16 protein-coding genes and 1 tRNA gene are annotated in these 17,178 nt (G+C 35.2%); 11 read left to right on the top strand and 6 right to left on the bottom strand.

Annotated elements, in window-relative coordinates; translation table 11 throughout:
- The 3 genes from ACRXC1_RS12630 to ACRXC1_RS12620 all read left to right on the top strand — a co-directional run bounded on the left by ACRXC1_RS12630 (position 1) and on the right by ACRXC1_RS12620 (position 2,276).
- Positions 1-654, top strand: a complete 654-nt coding sequence (locus tag ACRXC1_RS12630; protein ID WP_433659298.1) for an NAD(P)-dependent oxidoreductase — start codon at positions 1-3, stop codon at positions 652-654.
- A 59-nt stretch (positions 655-713) separates the two neighbouring features.
- Positions 714-1,145, top strand: a complete 432-nt coding sequence (locus ACRXC1_RS12625) for a thioredoxin domain-containing protein (RefSeq protein ID WP_433659296.1) — start codon at positions 714-716, stop codon at positions 1,143-1,145.
- A 312-nt stretch (positions 1,146-1,457) separates the two neighbouring features.
- A complete protein-coding gene (locus tag ACRXC1_RS12620) occupies positions 1,458-2,276 on the top strand; it encodes a C1 family peptidase (RefSeq protein ID WP_433659294.1) in 819 nt (272 codons plus the stop codon).
- A gap of 2 nt (positions 2,277-2,278) precedes the next feature.
- On the opposite strand, the gene ACRXC1_RS12615 is transcribed toward ACRXC1_RS12620, so the two are convergent.
- Entirely contained in the window at positions 2,279-3,256 is a 978-nt protein-coding gene (locus tag ACRXC1_RS12615; RefSeq protein WP_433659292.1) for a 2-hydroxyacid dehydrogenase, read from the bottom strand.
- A gap of 104 nt (positions 3,257-3,360) precedes the next feature.
- Between ACRXC1_RS12615 and ACRXC1_RS12610 the strand changes: the two genes are divergently transcribed.
- Together ACRXC1_RS12610 and ACRXC1_RS12605 are read left to right on the top strand one after the other, a co-directional pair.
- Positions 3,361-3,852: a hypothetical protein gene (locus ACRXC1_RS12610; RefSeq protein ID WP_433659290.1), complete on the top strand. Its 492-nt coding sequence runs from the start codon at positions 3,361-3,363 to the stop codon at positions 3,850-3,852.
- Positions 3,853-4,025: 173 nt separating this feature from the next.
- On the top strand, positions 4,026-5,345 hold the full coding sequence (locus ACRXC1_RS12605; RefSeq protein WP_433659288.1) for a DEAD/DEAH box helicase: 1,320 nt from the start codon (positions 4,026-4,028) through the stop codon (positions 5,343-5,345).
- Positions 5,346-5,359: 14 nt separating this feature from the next.
- Here the strand turns inward: ACRXC1_RS12605 and ACRXC1_RS12600 are convergent, their stop codons facing one another.
- Positions 5,360-6,415 carry a M4 family metallopeptidase gene (locus ACRXC1_RS12600; protein WP_433659286.1) on the bottom strand — a complete coding sequence of 352 codons (1,056 nt, stop codon included), beginning with the start codon at positions 6,413-6,415 and terminating at the stop codon, positions 5,360-5,362.
- Between the two features lie 416 nt (positions 6,416-6,831).
- Between ACRXC1_RS12600 and ACRXC1_RS12595 the strand changes: the two genes are divergently transcribed.
- The 3 genes from ACRXC1_RS12595 to ACRXC1_RS12585 all read left to right on the top strand — a co-directional run bounded on the left by ACRXC1_RS12595 (position 6,832) and on the right by ACRXC1_RS12585 (position 9,359).
- The gene (locus ACRXC1_RS12595) at positions 6,832-7,755 is read left to right on the top strand and encodes a hypothetical protein (protein ID WP_433659284.1); all 924 of its coding nucleotides are present in this window, start codon (positions 6,832-6,834) and stop codon (positions 7,753-7,755) included.
- Between the two features lie 217 nt (positions 7,756-7,972).
- Entirely contained in the window at positions 7,973-8,869 is an 897-nt protein-coding gene (locus ACRXC1_RS12590) for a GNAT family N-acetyltransferase (protein WP_433659282.1), read from the top strand.
- A gap of 79 nt (positions 8,870-8,948) precedes the next feature.
- Positions 8,949-9,359 (top strand): GNAT family N-acetyltransferase, encoded by a 411-nt coding sequence (locus ACRXC1_RS12585; RefSeq protein WP_433659280.1) that lies wholly within the window; start codon positions 8,949-8,951, stop codon positions 9,357-9,359.
- A 26-nt stretch (positions 9,360-9,385) separates the two neighbouring features.
- Here ACRXC1_RS12585 and ACRXC1_RS12580 read toward each other — a convergent pair whose 3' ends face one another.
- Positions 9,386-10,048, bottom strand: a complete 663-nt coding sequence (locus ACRXC1_RS12580; RefSeq protein ID WP_433659278.1) for a hypothetical protein — start codon at positions 10,046-10,048, stop codon at positions 9,386-9,388.
- A gap of 44 nt (positions 10,049-10,092) precedes the next feature.
- Here ACRXC1_RS12580 and ACRXC1_RS12575 point away from each other — a divergent pair, with 44 nt between their 5' ends.
- The gene (locus ACRXC1_RS12575; protein WP_433659276.1) at positions 10,093-11,229 is read left to right on the top strand and encodes a hypothetical protein; all 1,137 of its coding nucleotides are present in this window, start codon (positions 10,093-10,095) and stop codon (positions 11,227-11,229) included.
- Between the two features lie 445 nt (positions 11,230-11,674).
- On the opposite strand, the gene ACRXC1_RS12570 is transcribed toward ACRXC1_RS12575, so the two are convergent.
- A tRNA-Asp gene (locus tag ACRXC1_RS12570) sits at positions 11,675-11,751 on the bottom strand.
- A 181-nt stretch (positions 11,752-11,932) separates the two neighbouring features.
- On the opposite strand from ACRXC1_RS12570, the gene ACRXC1_RS12565 reads away from it, so the two are divergent.
- Positions 11,933-13,018, top strand: a complete 1,086-nt coding sequence (locus ACRXC1_RS12565; protein WP_433659274.1) for an SO_0444 family Cu/Zn efflux transporter — start codon at positions 11,933-11,935, stop codon at positions 13,016-13,018.
- A 27-nt stretch (positions 13,019-13,045) separates the two neighbouring features.
- Here ACRXC1_RS12565 and ACRXC1_RS12560 read toward each other — a convergent pair whose 3' ends face one another.
- Entirely contained in the window at positions 13,046-15,187 is a 2,142-nt protein-coding gene (locus tag ACRXC1_RS12560) for a phospholipase D-like domain-containing protein (protein WP_433659272.1), read from the bottom strand.
- 11 nt (positions 15,188-15,198) lie between these two features.
- Complete coding sequence (locus ACRXC1_RS12555; RefSeq protein ID WP_392912667.1) at positions 15,199-16,479, bottom strand: hypothetical protein; 1,281 nt, start codon at positions 16,477-16,479, stop codon at positions 15,199-15,201.
- Between the two features lie 243 nt (positions 16,480-16,722).
- Here ACRXC1_RS12555 and ACRXC1_RS12550 point away from each other — a divergent pair, with 243 nt between their 5' ends.
- Positions 16,723-17,175, top strand: a complete 453-nt coding sequence (locus tag ACRXC1_RS12550) for a hypothetical protein (RefSeq protein ID WP_392912669.1) — start codon at positions 16,723-16,725, stop codon at positions 17,173-17,175.
- Positions 17,176-17,178 lie beyond the last annotated feature (3 nt).

Here is a 17,178-nt window from a genome sequence, read left to right as displayed (position 1 = left end):
ATGAAAGTTTGTATTATTGGAGCATCTGGAAAACTAGGCCAGTATATGCTTAGGCATTGTTTAGAGCGAGGTTATGAAGTCAATGCTGTATGCCGAAGTCAAAGTGTTTCAAAGCTAGACGCCTTTAGCAATAAGGTTACAATTTTTCCTGGTCAGACAGATGATAGAGAGATCATTAAAAAAGCCGTTGAAGATTGTGATGCGGTCTTAACAGTTCTTGTCCCTTGGGGAGTAAAAAATTACGCATCTGGAACAGCGCAAGCGGTTTTGGATTTTGCCCGTAAAGAGGCCAGACTCATTTTCTCTTGCGGATGGCATATTTCAAAAGATGGAAAAGATAAGTATAGTTGGCAAATTAAATTTCTCGTGCCTGTAATCGCCTTCATCGCAAAACTATTTAGACTTGTGGATATTAGTGATCAAGAAAGGGCCTGTGCAAAAATATTTGCAAGCGATAAGAAGTGGACAGTCGTCAGGGCCAGTGACCTTGAGGAAGGGGAGAGTGAAGGACTACCTATTTGGAGAGAACATGTTGGTGATCCTGATCTTGCAAAGAATCGTACACGCCGTATTGATTTTGCACTCTTTATGGTTGAGGCCATGACAAATAATGAATTAATTCAAAAGGCACCGGCCATTGTTAGTTGTAAATAATTGATCTTCATCAAATATTTTCAATGTGCTTTTTGATATATTTAAGTGAGGAGAATTAAATGAAAAAAATTATTATCTGTGACTCATGTGGTGCAATAAATCGAATTGATACAGCGAAACTGTCGGCAAGTGGTGCTGTATGTGGAAAGTGCTCTAAAGATTTGGATACAAGTGCAAAGGTTCAAAGTATTACCTTTGATAAGCTTGAAAAAATTATTCAGCATTCAGAGCTTCCTGTTTTTGTCGACGCATATGCTGACTGGTGTGGCCCTTGTAAAATGTATGGACCTATCTTTACTGAATTTGCACAAAAGAATTGGCAGACAGCTGAGTTTTATAAAATTGATACAGAAAAGAATCCAATGATCTCTGTAAAGTATGGCATTCGTGGAATCCCGACCACTCTGATTTTTAAAGAGGCGAAACTTGCACATTCACAAAGTGGAGTCTTACAAGGTGTGCACTTGGATCAAATGCTTTCTAATTTTTAAAAAACTAACAACTTGGATTAGTTCCACATTTTGGTACTTTGAATTCAGTTGTTTAGCGTTTCCTTTGTATGAGCTATCATTTATTCATCATCGATTAAGATGGATAAATTTAGGAGCGTATCATGTTTAACTATTTAGGAACTATCATTATTAAATAATTTCTAAGCCTCCTTAAGTGGAGGCTCTCTTATTTGTACATATTTTCAAGTCTTTACAGTTCAACAATATTGTAAAAGTAACTGATTCCTTAGAAGTCATTTGAAGAAGCTATTCCTTTCTATTAAATTCAGCGAGAATAAAGAAGGGAAATTCATGAAAATCATAATCTTAAGCCTATTATTATCTCTTGGTGTTAACGCTGAAATGGTGTCGATTAGACAATATCAAACTCCAGTGAAGAACCAAAAAGACAGAAATACATGTGCATACTTTGCGGTAACGGCCATGCTTGAGGGTGCTATTAAGAAGAGATTTGATATGGAATTTGATATTTCAGAGCAATTTCAAATTTACTATGGGAAAGAGCATTTTGGTGAATATTCAAATGCTGAGCATGGATATACTTACGAAATTGCACGTAACTTTAGCAATCAGTACTTCTTTATCGAGGAGGCCCAGCTTCCTTACCAAATGAGTTATTTTGAAAATAATGGCCCTTGCTCACAATACGATCCATTCGATGAAAGTGCGCCATCTTATTGCTTCTCTCATGCTCCGGTCGATACTAGCTCACTTAAGAGAGTAAAGATGGATGGGTTAGAAGTAAAAATGGTTACAAATTTATGGAGTTCTTGGAAATCTAAAACAGATTTATACGAAGATGAAATTAGAAGCGGTAATGGCCTTGTTGCAACAGTCCTCGTTTATTCTCCACTTTGGGAAAGTGCCCATGTTACACTTCCTGATGAAACTTTTGCAAAATGCGAGTCTGGTGAAGTGGCCTGCTATGGCCATGCAATTCACTTTACTGGTTTTGATAAAGAAAAGAGAATCTTTCAATTTAAAAATAGTTGGTCAAGTGAGTGGGGAGATGAAGGCTATGGCTATATGTCTTATGATTATGTCATGAAGCACGCAGTTGATCCCATCTCATTTAGATGGGACCGCTTTTTGGCCGATATCAGAAAATAATATCAAACAAGATATTTAAAATTCTGACTCTCAATCGAATTAATACTTTCAAATGTAGTTTGCGCAATATTACTTAATGCCTCATGAGTTAAGAAAGCCTGATGAGAAGTAATTAGAACATTTGGGAAAGTCATTAGTCTTGCAAGATCATCGTCTTGGAGTACATCCTGAGAATGGTCATCAAAGAATAGGTTTTCCTCTTCTTCATATACATCTAGACCGGCAGCTAAAATCTTCTTCTCTTTTAAGCCTTTTATAAGGGCCTTTGTGTCGACGAGTCCACCACGACTTGTATTGATGAAGACGACACTATCTTGCATCTTCGAAATATTTACTTCATTTATGAGATGGTATGAGTTTTTATTAAGAGGAATATGAAGAGAGATGATCTTCGATTCTTTTAAAATCTCATCAAACCCAACATACTCAACACCCAGCTTCTCTAACTCAGAGTCTTTTGATAGATCAAATGCTAGAACTCGACATCCAAAACCAAGGGCTATCTTACAAAAGGCCTTTCCAATCTTTCCCGTACCAATGACTCCAATCGTTTTCTTATAGAGGTCAAAGCCGACAAGGCCATCGAGGTTAAAATTACTTTCTCTAACGCGATTATACGCCTTATGAGTTTTTCTATTTAAAGTTAGAATCATTGCCATCGTATGCTCAGCAATGGCCTGAGGAGAGTATTCTGGCACTCTTGTTACAGGGATGGACTTAGACTTAGCATAGTCAAGATCGACATTATTAAAACCCGCACATCGTAGAGTGATCAATTTAATACCAAAGTCACTTAGCTGATCTAGTACCTCTTTATTCACTTTATCATTTGTAAAAACACAAACGACATCATGACCTTTGGCAAGTGGGGCAGTTTCTGGATTAAGCTGCTCTTTGATGAATGTCATATTGTGCCCACTCGCTTGGTTTAATAAATATTCTTTTTCAAAATTGTGGGTACTAAAAACAATTATCTTCATAGGTCTCTCTCGTTAACTTATCTATTAAACGGCATTAATTTATCTCTAGTATATGATACTAAATTTGTTAAAATTGTAACTTATAATCTTTAAACGGAGTTTTCATGAAAGAACTAATATTATTATCTATAATCTCTCTACAGTCTTTTGCTCAAATACCTTCGATTAGACCAAATAACTCAATAATTGTTGAAGACTTTTGTATTTGCAAAGAGAGTAAAGTTGTTACTTATTCTGGTGACATTAAGTGCTCTCAAGTATGTCAAAATACTTCTTTCGATGTGGCAACAATGATTGCTAGAACAAGTGTAGGGGACGATATATCTTCTAACCCTAAATTAAGAGATCTTAATGGATGGTGTAGTAATGACCTTGATAATGGCGCTCTTAACCCAGCATCTTGTTCACTTGTTGTAACTGATGGGTCGGGTGATGAGCTACAATTACTTCCAAAAACATATAATGGCACTAATTCTTTTGAGGTTATCTTAGAAGGCCTTGATACGAGCAAAGGTTCAGAATATTCTTTTTATTTGGAAGAAAGTGGTAGTGAAGTTGAGTTTGCCAGAAGTGGAGAAGGTTATATTTCTTTCTAATGCTCATCTAAGCAGGGGATTAGATAATATACATTACAATATGCTTATTAAAGATTGACTTCTACCAGAAATAAAGAGATCAAAGGGATTGATCTAGATACATTTTAAATATTCGCCACTGCTAGTATTTGGATTAAGCACTGGCACTAACGCTAAAAGCAGGGATATTTACTATGTCATCAATCAATTCATTTGATTCTCTTAATCTATTACCAGAAATTCTTTCAAGTCTTAAGCTGAAAGGATATTCAAAACCAACTCCAATTCAGGCGAGCTCAATCCCTCACTTACTAAATGGTGGAGATATCTTAGGTATTGCCCAGACTGGTACAGGTAAAACAGCGGCATTCTCATTGCCTATTTTGAATAACCTAGGCTCTAATAAAGTAAAAACTAAGCCAAGGCATATGAGAACATTAATTCTTACTCCTACGAGAGAATTAGCATCACAGATTCATGAAAATATCGAGGAGTACGGAAAAGGCCTAGGCATAAAAAGTACGGTTATATTTGGTGGAGTTAAACCAAGACCTCAGATACAACAGTTAAAGAAGGGAATGGATGTCATTATTGCAACTCCAGGTCGCTTTTTAGATCTCATGGGTGATGATCATATCAAATTTACTCAACTTGAAACCTTTGTTCTTGATGAAGCCGACCGTATGCTTGATATGGGCTTTATTCGCGATGTAAATAAGATCATTGCCAAGCTTCCAAAGAAGAGACAGACTCTATTATTTTCAGCAACAATGCCTCAAGATATTGTGAACCTATCAAAGAAGCTTCTTGTGAAGCCTAAGAAAGTAGAGGTTACTCCAGAGTCAACAACAGTCGAAAGAATTGATCAAAAAATCAATTTCGTTCATAAAACAAATAAGCCAAAACTTTTAAAAAGTATTTTAGAAGATCAAACAATTGAGCACGTGCTTGTTTTTACAAAAACAAAGCATGGAGCAAATCGTGTCGTAAAACATCTTGAACAAGTGGGAATTACGGCCGCGGCCATTCATGGGAACAAATCGCAAAGTGCACGTGAGAAGGCACTCGGTGGATTTAAAAAAGGTGACATTAGAGTTCTTGTTGCAACTGATATTGCTGCTCGAGGAATTGATGTTTCTCACATCACTCACGTTATTAATTACAATCTTCCAGATGATCCAAAGAGTTATGTTCACAGAATCGGGAGAACAGCAAGAGCTGGAAGAGATGGGATTGCAATTTCATTTTGTGATGACACAGAAAAGAACCTTTTAAAAGATATTGAGAAAACAATTAAGTATCAAATTCCTCAAGATAAAGACCACCCATTTCATGGTGTCGCAGGAGCTCCTGCACAACCCCAAAATAATCGACGTCCAGAAAAGAAGAAGCAGACATCTTCAAGAAGTGGTGCGAAGTCTAAAGGCAATAAGACGAGTAAGTCGAATAATCAACAAAGAAGTGCGAGACGCAGACGTGCTGCAAGTAAAGCGAAGTCGATTAAAATAGGTTAGTGGGATTGCTTCTTTTATGGCCCAATATGCTTCCATACAGAAAGAAGGGTTTTAAGTGTTTGCTTATGATTTAAGTCTTGATCTTCATTTAAATATTTAACTGTTGCCAACTTTATATCCCTGATAGTTGAACTCTTATTAAGATATTTCATGTAAGCATTGAAAAAAACTTCAGTTGCAACTTCATATCCTACACCCTCAAATTCAGCTGTTCCCTCAGACAAGAGGTAAAAAGCATTCGTTACTATGCCTGCATTATAATAAACATTAGGGCCATTAGGCTTGTATTCGTCAAAGTTACTTGCTTGATCATTTTGTTCTGGGTTTGAAATATCACGTAAGCAATTACCCTGACCAATATGTGCTTCATGTCCTAACTGATAGCAATCTGCACTTGGATTATTTTTAAAGCAAACAAAAACCCCGATAATATCTGCAAATGCTTCATTGAGTGAGCCTTGGTCACCATCGGAAGCAAGTTCTATTGTATTTGCTAACAGGCCATGAGCAAATTCATGGGCAACGATTCCAATACTTGCAGAAAAGTGTGTGTGATCTGAAATATCTGAACTCTGCCCGAATGTAATTATATTTTTATCTTTATCCCACCACTTAGCATTATCATTAAATGAGCCTTTTTTTAAAAGCACTGAAATTACTTCCGCCCCTTTATTATCAAAGCTATTAAACCCTAAATGCTCTTTTACGATTCTTATTGTTTTTATAGTGTTAACATGAGTATCTACGAGAGCAGGATTTGAGAATAAGCAATTTTGTGATTGTACAATTTTTCCTGGTACTCCCCAAAAATCATCAGATAGGAAATACAATGGATCATTGTTTAGGTTGCCATTGCTGTGACCTGTAGTAGTTGTAACTTTATATTCTTTGGAGTGAAGGTATTGTTGAGCAGTATAAATATTTTCAACAACGTCAAACACCTGAATCTGACCTTGAGAATCTTTACTATGACATGTGACCATACGGTGATCTTTAAACTGATTAGCAAAGTTATAAGGAAAAGCCTTAAGCGATATGAAAATAGATACAAGAGCTAATAATAGATACATACGTTCTTATAAGGAATCTAAATATGAGTCGCAACTTATATAAATATAATTTCAGTATTTTGTAAAAACTACAGGCAATCTCTTTTGTCGGTACGTCGATACTTTTGGCATTTTAAACGACTTATATTCTTTTGAATGATGGTTTTTTTCTTTTTGCATTTGAAAACTGTATTCTTCACAAGATATTTAGCTTCTTTCATCGATCTAGAGTGATAAATGCGAAAATATGGTCAATATTGGCGGAAGTCGTTCGTTAAGTAGCTGTTTATGCGAAATGTATCGACGTACCAAATTCATGTATACTTTTTAGACACTTTTCCTTACTCCATAAAAATTCTTCAATAGGTCTGTTTCTCGATCAAAATAGTCTATAAGATTGATTGTATTCACATTTTAACTTACGCCGAGGACACACTATGAACAAGATTATTATTGGTTTTTCACTACTCTTAACATTACCAAGCATTTCAGCTCAAGCAACTCCTGTGTTGACATTTGACTCACTAGTAAACCCTGCAAAAGTTAAGCTTGTAGAAGAAAAAGTAACGAACATATTAACTACGTCATTAGAGCGATCTAAAGTCTTAAAAGAAAACAACGAATCTGATTATCGAGACCTTGTTGAGCATATTAATATGTCATTCAATGGAGAACTTAAGCTTCTTCTAAAAAATAAAATCAAAACTGTATACGAAAGAAGAAAGAATACTTACACAGCAGATGAATCACTAGAAAATGATATTGCACAATTTTTCCAGGAGATTAATGAAATTCATTCAGAAATGTCTGAACTTAGAACTAAGTCTGAAGGTGTTAATGGATGGGAAAAAGATGTCGAGAATAGAACTCACAAGAAGATTGCACAGCTTTGTAAATCTAAAACTTCAAACCTATGCAATACTTTAGAAAGCCTAATCAGAGGTAGAACATTACATGCAGGTAATAAATGTATTTCGACTTCTCTTTCAAACTGTACTATTGATATTATTAAAGACATTGCTCATTTAGAAGACAAACCAGTACGTGAGTACGACAAATCTAAATATATTCCACATAGAAGTATGTATCTTCTTCCGATTAGTTTCTTATCAGAAAATAGTTATATTGATTCTTTAAAAGAAATTCATAGAAATAAGACAGAGATTAAAGTGTCTCATAGTACTTTCTTCAATAACACTATATCTTATTCAGCTGAGGAAGTAAGTTTCAAGCTTAGTCGTAATGGAGCTTCTAGAGTTATATTTGGAGGCCAATATAGTAAAGTAGAAGATTCACTAGGCTATTTTTATGAACTATACTCTCAAAAAGAAACAACACCGAATATGTCAGCTTCATATTAATCAAGAAAAAGTTAGATAGAGTTTAAAAACAGTACTTTAGGGTACTGTTTTTTTGTTTTTACTCGAAAAGAATTTAACAAGGTTCTAACAAGGGCTCCAACTGACTTTTACGTAAACACTGCGTTACTTAAAAAAGAAAAGATAATTCAAATAAATCACATCAGCTAGAGTTGATAAGTCGATTCACATTTCCATATGAAGTTGATACCTTCATTCTATGTACTTTAAAAACTATGAATTACAAAACTTACATCAGATAAAATCATTTATCGATAACCAAAATGTAGAAACATTTTCTCTTCACTTTTTAGACCAAAGAAGTGCTGTTCTTGCTTTTGATTCTAATGATGTGCTTGTGGCAGTGGCCATGCAAGTGCGTAATGATTTACATCCTAATACTATTGATATTGAGATTTGTGTACACTCAGATAAAAGAAGACAGGGGATTGGAGCTAAGATCTTTGATAAGTTGATGCAAGAGTTTCCAGCTCAGTCTGGTGATTATGCACTCGATTTAAAGTGTGAGAGTTCAGATAATGAAGTGCAGCTATTTGCAAAAAGTCTAGGCTTTGAACATTACCTAAGTTGTTTTAATAAAGTTTTTAATATCGATGAATTAACATTGATAGATTGCCCGTATCACTTTATGACTCTTTCTGAATTCTATAGTCTTAACGAAGAAGAGAATAAGAGAAAGGTCAAAGAATTTCACTGTTCTCGTTATGACAGAGATCATGAGCCTTATCTTCCGTTAACTAAAGATCAGGGTATTCGATTTGATTACTATAATGATGGCGATATTAAATATGGTGGTGTCATCTTAAACGGTAATAAAATAATTGCATGTTCTTTTGCCTATTTGAATATTGAAGAAGAGCTAGATGAAGATCTTGAAAATATTACTGGCCTTCATGGATATGCTATTGGATTGAGTAAAGATGTTGAAGCATCTCTTGTTCAGGCATTATATAGTCATCAAATGAGACTTCTTAAAAAAGAGGGGTATCAGTATATCTATATTGAAGTTGATTCAATAGAGTCCACGTCTGATTTAATGCTTAAATGGCTACCTCCTATGAGGGCACCTTTACTACGCTTTCAGAGGAAGGTGTAAAGAAACACTACCTAGAATCTTGATACGGAGACAGAGTGTTTAAGGTGTTTAGAGAAAATTTATTTGTTTAAATGTAATTATGGATAGTTTTATGCAGTATACGCTTGATGCAGAAATTTTAGATGAATTGAGACTTGATGGCTTTTTTGTTGGATGGCCAAATCCTCCTTCTCAAGAAGTTTTTAAAAAACTATTAAGAGGAAGCTATAAAGTTGTCTTAGCTCACAAAGATGCAAAGCTAGTCGGCTTTATTAATAGTATTTCTGATGGTGTCTTATCAGCTTATATTCCTTTACTTGAAGTTATTCCTGAATTTCAAGGAAAAGGAATTGGTAAAGAGCTAGTTATTAAACTCAAAGAAGAACTTTCAAACTTATATATGGTGGACCTTCTTTGTGATGAAGAATTAATTCCATATTATGAAAAGCTTGGGATGATGAAGACCCAGGGTGTATTTTTAAGAAACTACGATAGACAGTCTGGGGAATAGGATAAGAGTTTTATAACCAATGTAGCTTAAGTCATTCTATAAAATCTTGGAAGTGTACTTACATGTATTTCAAATTCTCGGTATTTCTTTTTGATATTTTTGCTATTTTCAGGACTTTCAAAAAGAAGAATTAATTTATAGTAATTTTTGAGCCAGTAAAATTGTGGTGTTGAACCACAAAGTGCATTATGAGTACTAGTCGTTTTTAACGCTTTCTTATATTCATCATTAAATAACTTAATCAAATGAGTAAGAGCTTGATCTACCTTGTGGATATTTATGTAGTACCACGCTAATAGATAAGAGTTATCTCCTATGGCAGAAAGGTAATCATTACGACCTGTTAAAAATCCCTTATTTATAGGTTTATTTAGAACTGATTCCCAGTTTGATTGTTTAGAGATTGCTTTTTTTATTATTCTTCTAAGATCGTCAGTAGAAAGGCTTATAATGTAATCATCATTTTTAGAATTAGATCTTATGTTATATTGATACCTTATTTTTGGTGTTGAAACTTTGAGTAAATTTAAAAGTAATGATTTCTGAGAAGATATATTTGGCTTATTTTTATCTTTGCTGAGTTTAATTTGTAACTCATCTATTTCTTTTGAGGTATCTCGAGTTGGTATACACTTCCCATTTACCTGAGTACTTAAAATAAGTGCAATGATAAGAACATACTGATACATTATTGTTGTCTCCTTAAAATATATTTATATTGTATAATTTATTTATGAAATATGAAACTAGTACTTTTCGCCATAATCTCAACTTTTTTAGATTTCTAATGATCTTTGTCGGTCATATTGATCGTTTGAGAGCAATTATTTTGAAATATGCTTTTAGAGTAAAAGGATTGAAGAGTCTTTATATCTCTAGAGACAAGAGAATATTTTCTAGTTATGTCGTTTTGAGCTTTTTTAGTATGGCCTTATCGGTTCTAAGACCAGATATGTTACTTATCTTCGGTCCATTAATTTATGGATATTGGCATTTAATTTCAAGTTACAAGTATTCTTCTTGCTTAAATAATTCATCTAACCAATCATCAAATATACAGCGATATATCATATATGGTCTAATTGCTATTACTTTTCTAGAAATGTGCTTACGATTTTATGTGAGGTATTTTAATAGCGATATTCTTCTGCCAAATGGTTTTATTGGTTTAACTTTATCTATAATTTACTTTTTTATACTTTTCATTTGTTATGGATCTTTTAAACAAATAAAGAGTTTTTTAGCGTGCTTTCTTATTGGTATATCAATTCTTTTTCTGGCCTGGAATGAGCCTTTAAATTTTGTATCAATTACTTTGTTTGGTCATAATTGGATCGCATTTATTTTTTGGTTCAAGTTCTCTCGAAGTAAGAAGAACTTGAAAGTCGCTATTTACTCATTTCTCATTTTTATCTTATTTCATTTGTTTGTATTATATGGAGTCTTTGATTCATACTACTATTTGTATGAAGAACATTTTTTTGTAAAATCAGGTTATCAAAAGTTTGCGTGGATACTTGCTCCTTGGTCTGATGAAAGTATCAATTGGATGAGAGGGTTAAGCTTGTATACTTTTGGTCTTTCGATGCATTATTTTATTTGGTTGAGAGCAATACCTGAAAATATATATAAAAACAAAACGCCAGTAAGTTTTAAGAAAACTCTTATATCTATTCATTATGGATTTGGCCCACTTCTATCGTATTTACTAATTTTTATTTCAATTATAGGTACAATTCTTTGGTTAGCCTGGTTTGAAATAGGGACATTGGTATATTTCTTTATTTCGAATATTCATGTCTGGACCGAACTTTCATTACTTTTTTTGTCATTTTCTATATTTAGAAATACATCGGCAGATACTGCTTAGAGAGTCAATAATTCAGGAAATGTTAGTGAGATTGCTTAGTTGGTTCTCCTGACCTTATGGTCAGGATGACCGGTATGTCTGCGAGAGGCAGGAGCCGAAGCAGACCCCGTCGTGGTCGGCCATGAGTTGTTCAGCATCAAATTGCCATACTGGCACTTCTTACTTGAAATTTAGTGTTATCGAAAATGTTAGTGAGATTGCAGAGCTGGTTACCCGAAAGCTCCCGTCGTGGTCGGTCATGCGTTGTTTTTTATGAATTTAAGAAAATTTTCTAGATTGCAGGGAACCCTCTCTCCCTCGCATCCTGCTCGGTCGTGCAGGGTTGTTCCGCGCAAAATGCCTTCGTGGCATTTTTCGCGTCCAAAAAAAAAGCCGAGTGGGTTAACTCGGCTTTTAATATCTTAGTCTCCGAAGAGATTAAAACTTGAATGTTACGAAATGAAAATGGCGGGAGCGAAGGGACTCGAACCCTCGGCCTTCTGCGTGACAGGCAGACGTTATAACCAACTTAACTACGCCCCCGCATTTCGTAAGACTTAATATAGGGATTTCGGTTTCATTCGTCAATAGAAAAATTTAAAAAAAGTTCAATTTTTTTTCGCCTTTCTATAAAATTTGTCTACAGGAATGTGAAAAAGCCAGTAATAAAGGACGTCTTAGAATATTTCTGTTAAGATTATGCCACTAAGAAAAGGTAAATATTATGAGTTTTTTAACGTCACTTTGGAATTATATTTTAGTCTCTGCCCCATTTTTAATGTTTGGGCTTCTTGTTGCAGGTATTATTAAGGCATTCATCTCAGTTGAGAGAATAAAGAAGGCCATGGGTGGGAAGGGCCTAATGGGTGCCATTAAAGCATCGGTTCTTGGAATTCCTCTTCCTCTATGTAGTTGTGCGGTTATTCCTACGGCAGCGACCCTAAAAAAGCAGGGAGCCTCAAATTCCGCCACATCTGCGTTTCTAATCGCAACACCTGAGTCTGGGGTTGATTCAATCGCCATGACTTATGGAATGATGGATATTCCGATGACAATTATCCGCCCTATTGCAGCTTTCGTTTCAGCATTTGTTGCAGGAGCACTCCAATTAGTTTTTAAAACTGATAAAGATGTTGAACAGGTGCAAGCAGAAGTTAAGCCAAGCTGTTGTGGAAGTTCTAAGAAGAAAGATGAAAGTGTAATTGTAAAGCAAAGCTTTGGAAAAAAAGCTAAGGCTTCTTTTCATTTTGGTTTTATTGAACTTGTTGATGATATGGCCATATGGCTTGCGTTTGGTATTGTGGCCGGAGCATTTATTGACTTTGCTCTTCCTGCAAATTTCTTTGATGGCCTTTCTGGCTGGGCAGGAAGGGGAGCGATCCTTCTTGTTGGAATACCACTCTACATTTGTGCATCGGCAACCACGCCAATTGCAGCCTCTCTTGTGATGAAAGGAATGAGCCCGGGAATGGCGTTACTATTTCTACTTGTGGGTCCTGCAACTAATATTTCAAATATTCTCGTTATTGGTCAGTATATTGGAAAAAGGGGAGTTGTGATTAATCTTCTTTCAATTGCACTTGTTGCCTTAGGTTTTTCATTCTTAACTGATTACCTATACAGTGCTTTTTCTTGGCCACTTAATTTTAATATTTCTCATCACAATCATGATTCATCAAGCTGGTGGGAAATTTCACTCGCAGTTGCATTTACACTGCTACTTCTTCGCTCACTTGTATTTGTCGAGCTTCCAAAAAGAATTAAAAAATATTTTGAGGATAAAGGAAATTCAGGTAGCTGTTGCGGATAACAGCTACCTGTTTAAATATAGAAGTCTTTATTTGTGACGTTTTTCGATATCGTCTTTTGATTTGTAGATCATACTTCCAAGACCGTTGATAATTGCCGAAGAGCGCTTACCAAGAGCAACTCCTTGAATATTTGCCTCAAAATTTTCGATATCAAAGATCTCCATTTTATCAGAGTCGTTCCAATCGCGACTAAAGCGTCTTTCAAAACTAGCAACTTCCTTCTTATCAAAGATCTGTGCACCAAACTCTCTAAATGAACCTTGGAGAGTGTCTGGGTTGATATTTGATGAACCACCTAGAACAGTAATTCCATCAATAGATGTAATTTTTCTATGGTTTTCTTGGTGATACTCTTTAGTTGATCCATCTGGAAAGTTTGCTGTAATACCATAAGTCTTACGAGCACGTACTTGAATTCCAGCATCTACTAGCTTCTTAACGAATAGAGTATTTGGAAGGCCATTCATTCCAAAATTTCCGTTGTGGTCGATTACAAGTTTAATATCTAAAAGAGGATTTTGTCTCTTTGCTTTAACAAGAGCATCAATTACATACGAATCATAGAGGAATAGTTGTTCCATGAAGATATTCTTTTCTGCTTTTGAGATCATATCAACTAAGATATTTCTAACATTCTTAATTGTTCCATCAACATCAGCTTCAGCAAGACGAATAACTGAGTCGCCCTTAACTTCATACTTCTCTTTCTTAATCCTCATATCCTCAAGGATTTGATCCTTCTTAGAGAGGTAAGCGCGATTATCAAAGCCTTGTTCTTTGTAGTAGAAACCGATTAGCTCTTTTGGATCTTCTGTTAGGGCCGCTTCTAGGTCACGGTAGTATGAAGCCTGAACTAGTCCAGCTGCAGCTCCTGTAACATAGATAGCGTCATCATAGTAGTAACCACCACTGTGATCGGTCCAGTTCTTTGAACCAAAATATGCCTGAGCATTTTCTGTATTCCCATCAACGACAATAACTTTCGAGTGGTCGATTTTTGATTCAAAATACGTACTACCTGATTCGAAGTACTTGATTGCTTCAGCTGTTTTTGGAATTAGTTTTGTAATACCAAAAGGAATCCCTGGAGGGTGGCGCTGAATATTTGCTTGTAGTAGAGAAACACTCTTTTTTAATACTGGGTCTTTTTCACGACGCTCTTTGATATACTCAAAAATTGGCATCATTTCATCTAGCATATTGTAGTTTGTTGCATAGTCGTGAAGTAGGACAACTTTAAAATTTGGATTGGCCTTAAGTTTTTCTTTGGTTTGATCTAGAAGGTACTCCGAAAGAGTTGCACCTAGTGTTCCTCCAAAGAGAAAAATATCGATAAAGATTGAATCCTTAGAGCTTGCAATCATATCACGAATTTTGATGTAGATTGGATCCTGTTGAAAAATGATATTTCCTGTAGGATCATCGGCCGTTGGCATTTTGATATAATCTGAATCAAAATCAAGTGTTCCGCCAGCAAAGATGACTCTTTGATTAAGCCAATCGATACGCTCTAGAGAGCGTTCATTTTCTGAAACAATCTCTGTTTTATTTGATGGAACAAAGCCAAGAGCAGAGAGTGAATAATTATTAATATCACTAAATGTCTCTGTAAAGTCGATCGTTGCAATTTCATTTTCTTTAATGCTTTCAATAACATCTTTGCTACTGGCGATCTTCATTGCTTGAAGTTTGAGAGTAGGAAAGTATGTTGAAATAGAATTTGAATTGATTCCTTTTCTTGTTATTTTAGAAAGAAGCTTCTGGGCCTCTTTCTTGTCCTTGTCTTTCGTAAGTGGATTATCAATATAGTCTCTAAGGATAAAGAGTTTGTAGGCCAGGAAGTAGTAGATAACTTTACCAAGCTCTTTCTCATTTGGTGATACCTTTGTCCAGTAAGTAACAGGCATGGCAATCTTACTTGGAAGTACACTGTCGACTTCTTTTAAAAATTCAACTGCATCTTTCTCTTTTGACTTGTCCAGTTCTTTGATCTTATCAAAGAAAGACGGCGCATGAGCATAATCACGTTGGCCATAGACTGAGTTGTAAGACTCCAAAAATAGTTTTTGTGAGTCAAGTCGATCCTTGATGTTGAAACTTGCGGCAAATGATTGTACTGCAAGTGTCGAAAGTAGAGCTGTTGTTAATAATTTCTTCGTCGATTTCATAGTCGATCCTATTATTTAATAAATTTTTCTAAGTTAAGTTTTTCTACTAGGTACTCAGTATTCTCTTGTAGAAGAGTCTTCTTGATTGCATCTTTAACATGCATTCTTAAATCATAATCTCTAGGATTAGTTGTTATACGACTCTTCTTAGTGAACTTCTTGTCTTTGTGACTGTATACAAGTGTTTTTATTTCACCATTGAAGTTTGTACGAATTGTACCGTTTGAGTAATCGCCTTTGATTTTAAATTTGGATGTCTTAATATCGTTCTTCTTGCTAAAGAAACTAAAGATTCTTTTGAAAAAGCTATCGTGCTTCTTATCAAGGGAAACGATTTCACCAAAGTGAAAGATAGTTTTTGTCTTCTTTGGAATTAGGCTGGCAAGATTGTACTCATAAATTGTATCAACAGTAAGAACATGAGGCTTCTCTTTCTTAGCTTCAAATTCTTGCTCTGTAATATTTAGATACTTCGATTTGAATGAATCAATTTTTAAGTCAGTAGGGTAGTTCACTCTGTAGTATTTACGAAGTCGTACATATCCTTTAACACCATTCTTCTTAGGCTTTGGAATAGGTTGAGAAATTTTCCAATCTGTATCAATCAATTCCGATGTCAGTGTGATTGCTCCACCAAGGTATTGGTAGACATCATTAGAAATTGGAATCTGAGTGTCGAGTACACGATGAGAAAAGTTCTTGTTATATGTTTGATATGCTTCATAAAGTGTTCCTTGAGATTCAAGGTTGATAAGCTGGTTTGTTTTAAGCTCGTCTTTGTATGAAATAGTATCTTTGTTATAAGGCGTAAACATAATATCGAATTCAAAATTTGAATCGATAAGTTTGTGAACTTTAATTGTATAGACAAAAGTATTAAGGAATTCCTTTGTTAGCTCGGGAAGAACTTCTGACTTAAGAGTTGTCCCACCTTGATTACCTTTTTCAATGAGTCTTTTGAAACCGGCAGTGAGACCCTTTTCAATTGCTTCTTTTCCATTTTTTGTGAAATACTTTGCGCCTTTGTCAGACCAGAAGTCGACAGACATCTTGTAGTCAACGTTTCCGTTGAAGTCCTCGTAGATGACAAAGTCTTCAAAGGGGAAGAGTTGTTGGTATTCTTTGTATTCGCCTGGAACTTTTTGTGAGGCAGGGGCCCTTCGCTCTTGGATCTTTTCTTTTGAATAGACGTTATCAAATTTTGATGTTGAAAAGAATTGATACGCGACAAATGTATTAACACTAAGTACGCACGCTAAAGCGATAAAACTTTGTTTCTTACCTTCACTCATAATATGTCTCTCTAATTAGTAATTATCCTTCTTCTCTTGTCGGTTTTTAAATGCAAAAACTTTACTTCTAATTCGTAATGCCTTGAAAACACTTGATAGAAGTAAAGTCAGACTCTATCGCTTGTAAAAAATACTGGTCATTTTTTATAAAATGTCTCTCTACATATTACCTTTATTTAAGTTTAGAAAAATTCGGATGGACGTTATCGTTATTTACAACCAAAAAAAACATGGAGGAAAAAAATGAAAAAGGTAATTCTAAGTCTAATTCTTGCAACAGGTCTTTCGTTTAATGCGTCTGCAGCAGTAGGTATGTTAACTGGTAACTGCTATATCGCTTACACTGGACTACTTGCAATGAAGGTAGGTGTTGGTTACTCTGTTAAGGCAATCTTTAGTGGCGATCCGAGTGATTGGGTAAAAGCTGCAAAAATTGGTCTAGCAGGATTAATTCTTTTAGATGATGAAGGCTTAGCTGAATTTGGTCCAGTGTACGGCTCTCTTAAAGGTGTGAGTGCTGATCAAATTGCTATCTACAACTCTGAAGTTGAAGAAGCGAATTTAATTCTAGAAGAAGTTGTTGCTCAAATGGATCGTGATACTTCTGTAGCAGAGACTAAAGAAATTTGGGCGCGCTACGAATCTTCTCTTTCTCCTGAAACACTAGATGTAATGCGTGCGATTGTTTCAGAATAAATA

Origin of the sequence: Halobacteriovorax sp. GFR8, assembly GCF_050955245.1 — a bacterium.
Taxonomy (GTDB): Bacteria; Bdellovibrionota; Bacteriovoracia; order Bacteriovoracales; family Bacteriovoracaceae; genus Halobacteriovorax_A.
The sequence above is the reverse complement of the archived record's forward strand: the minus strand, read 5'-3'. Positions and strand labels throughout refer to the sequence as shown.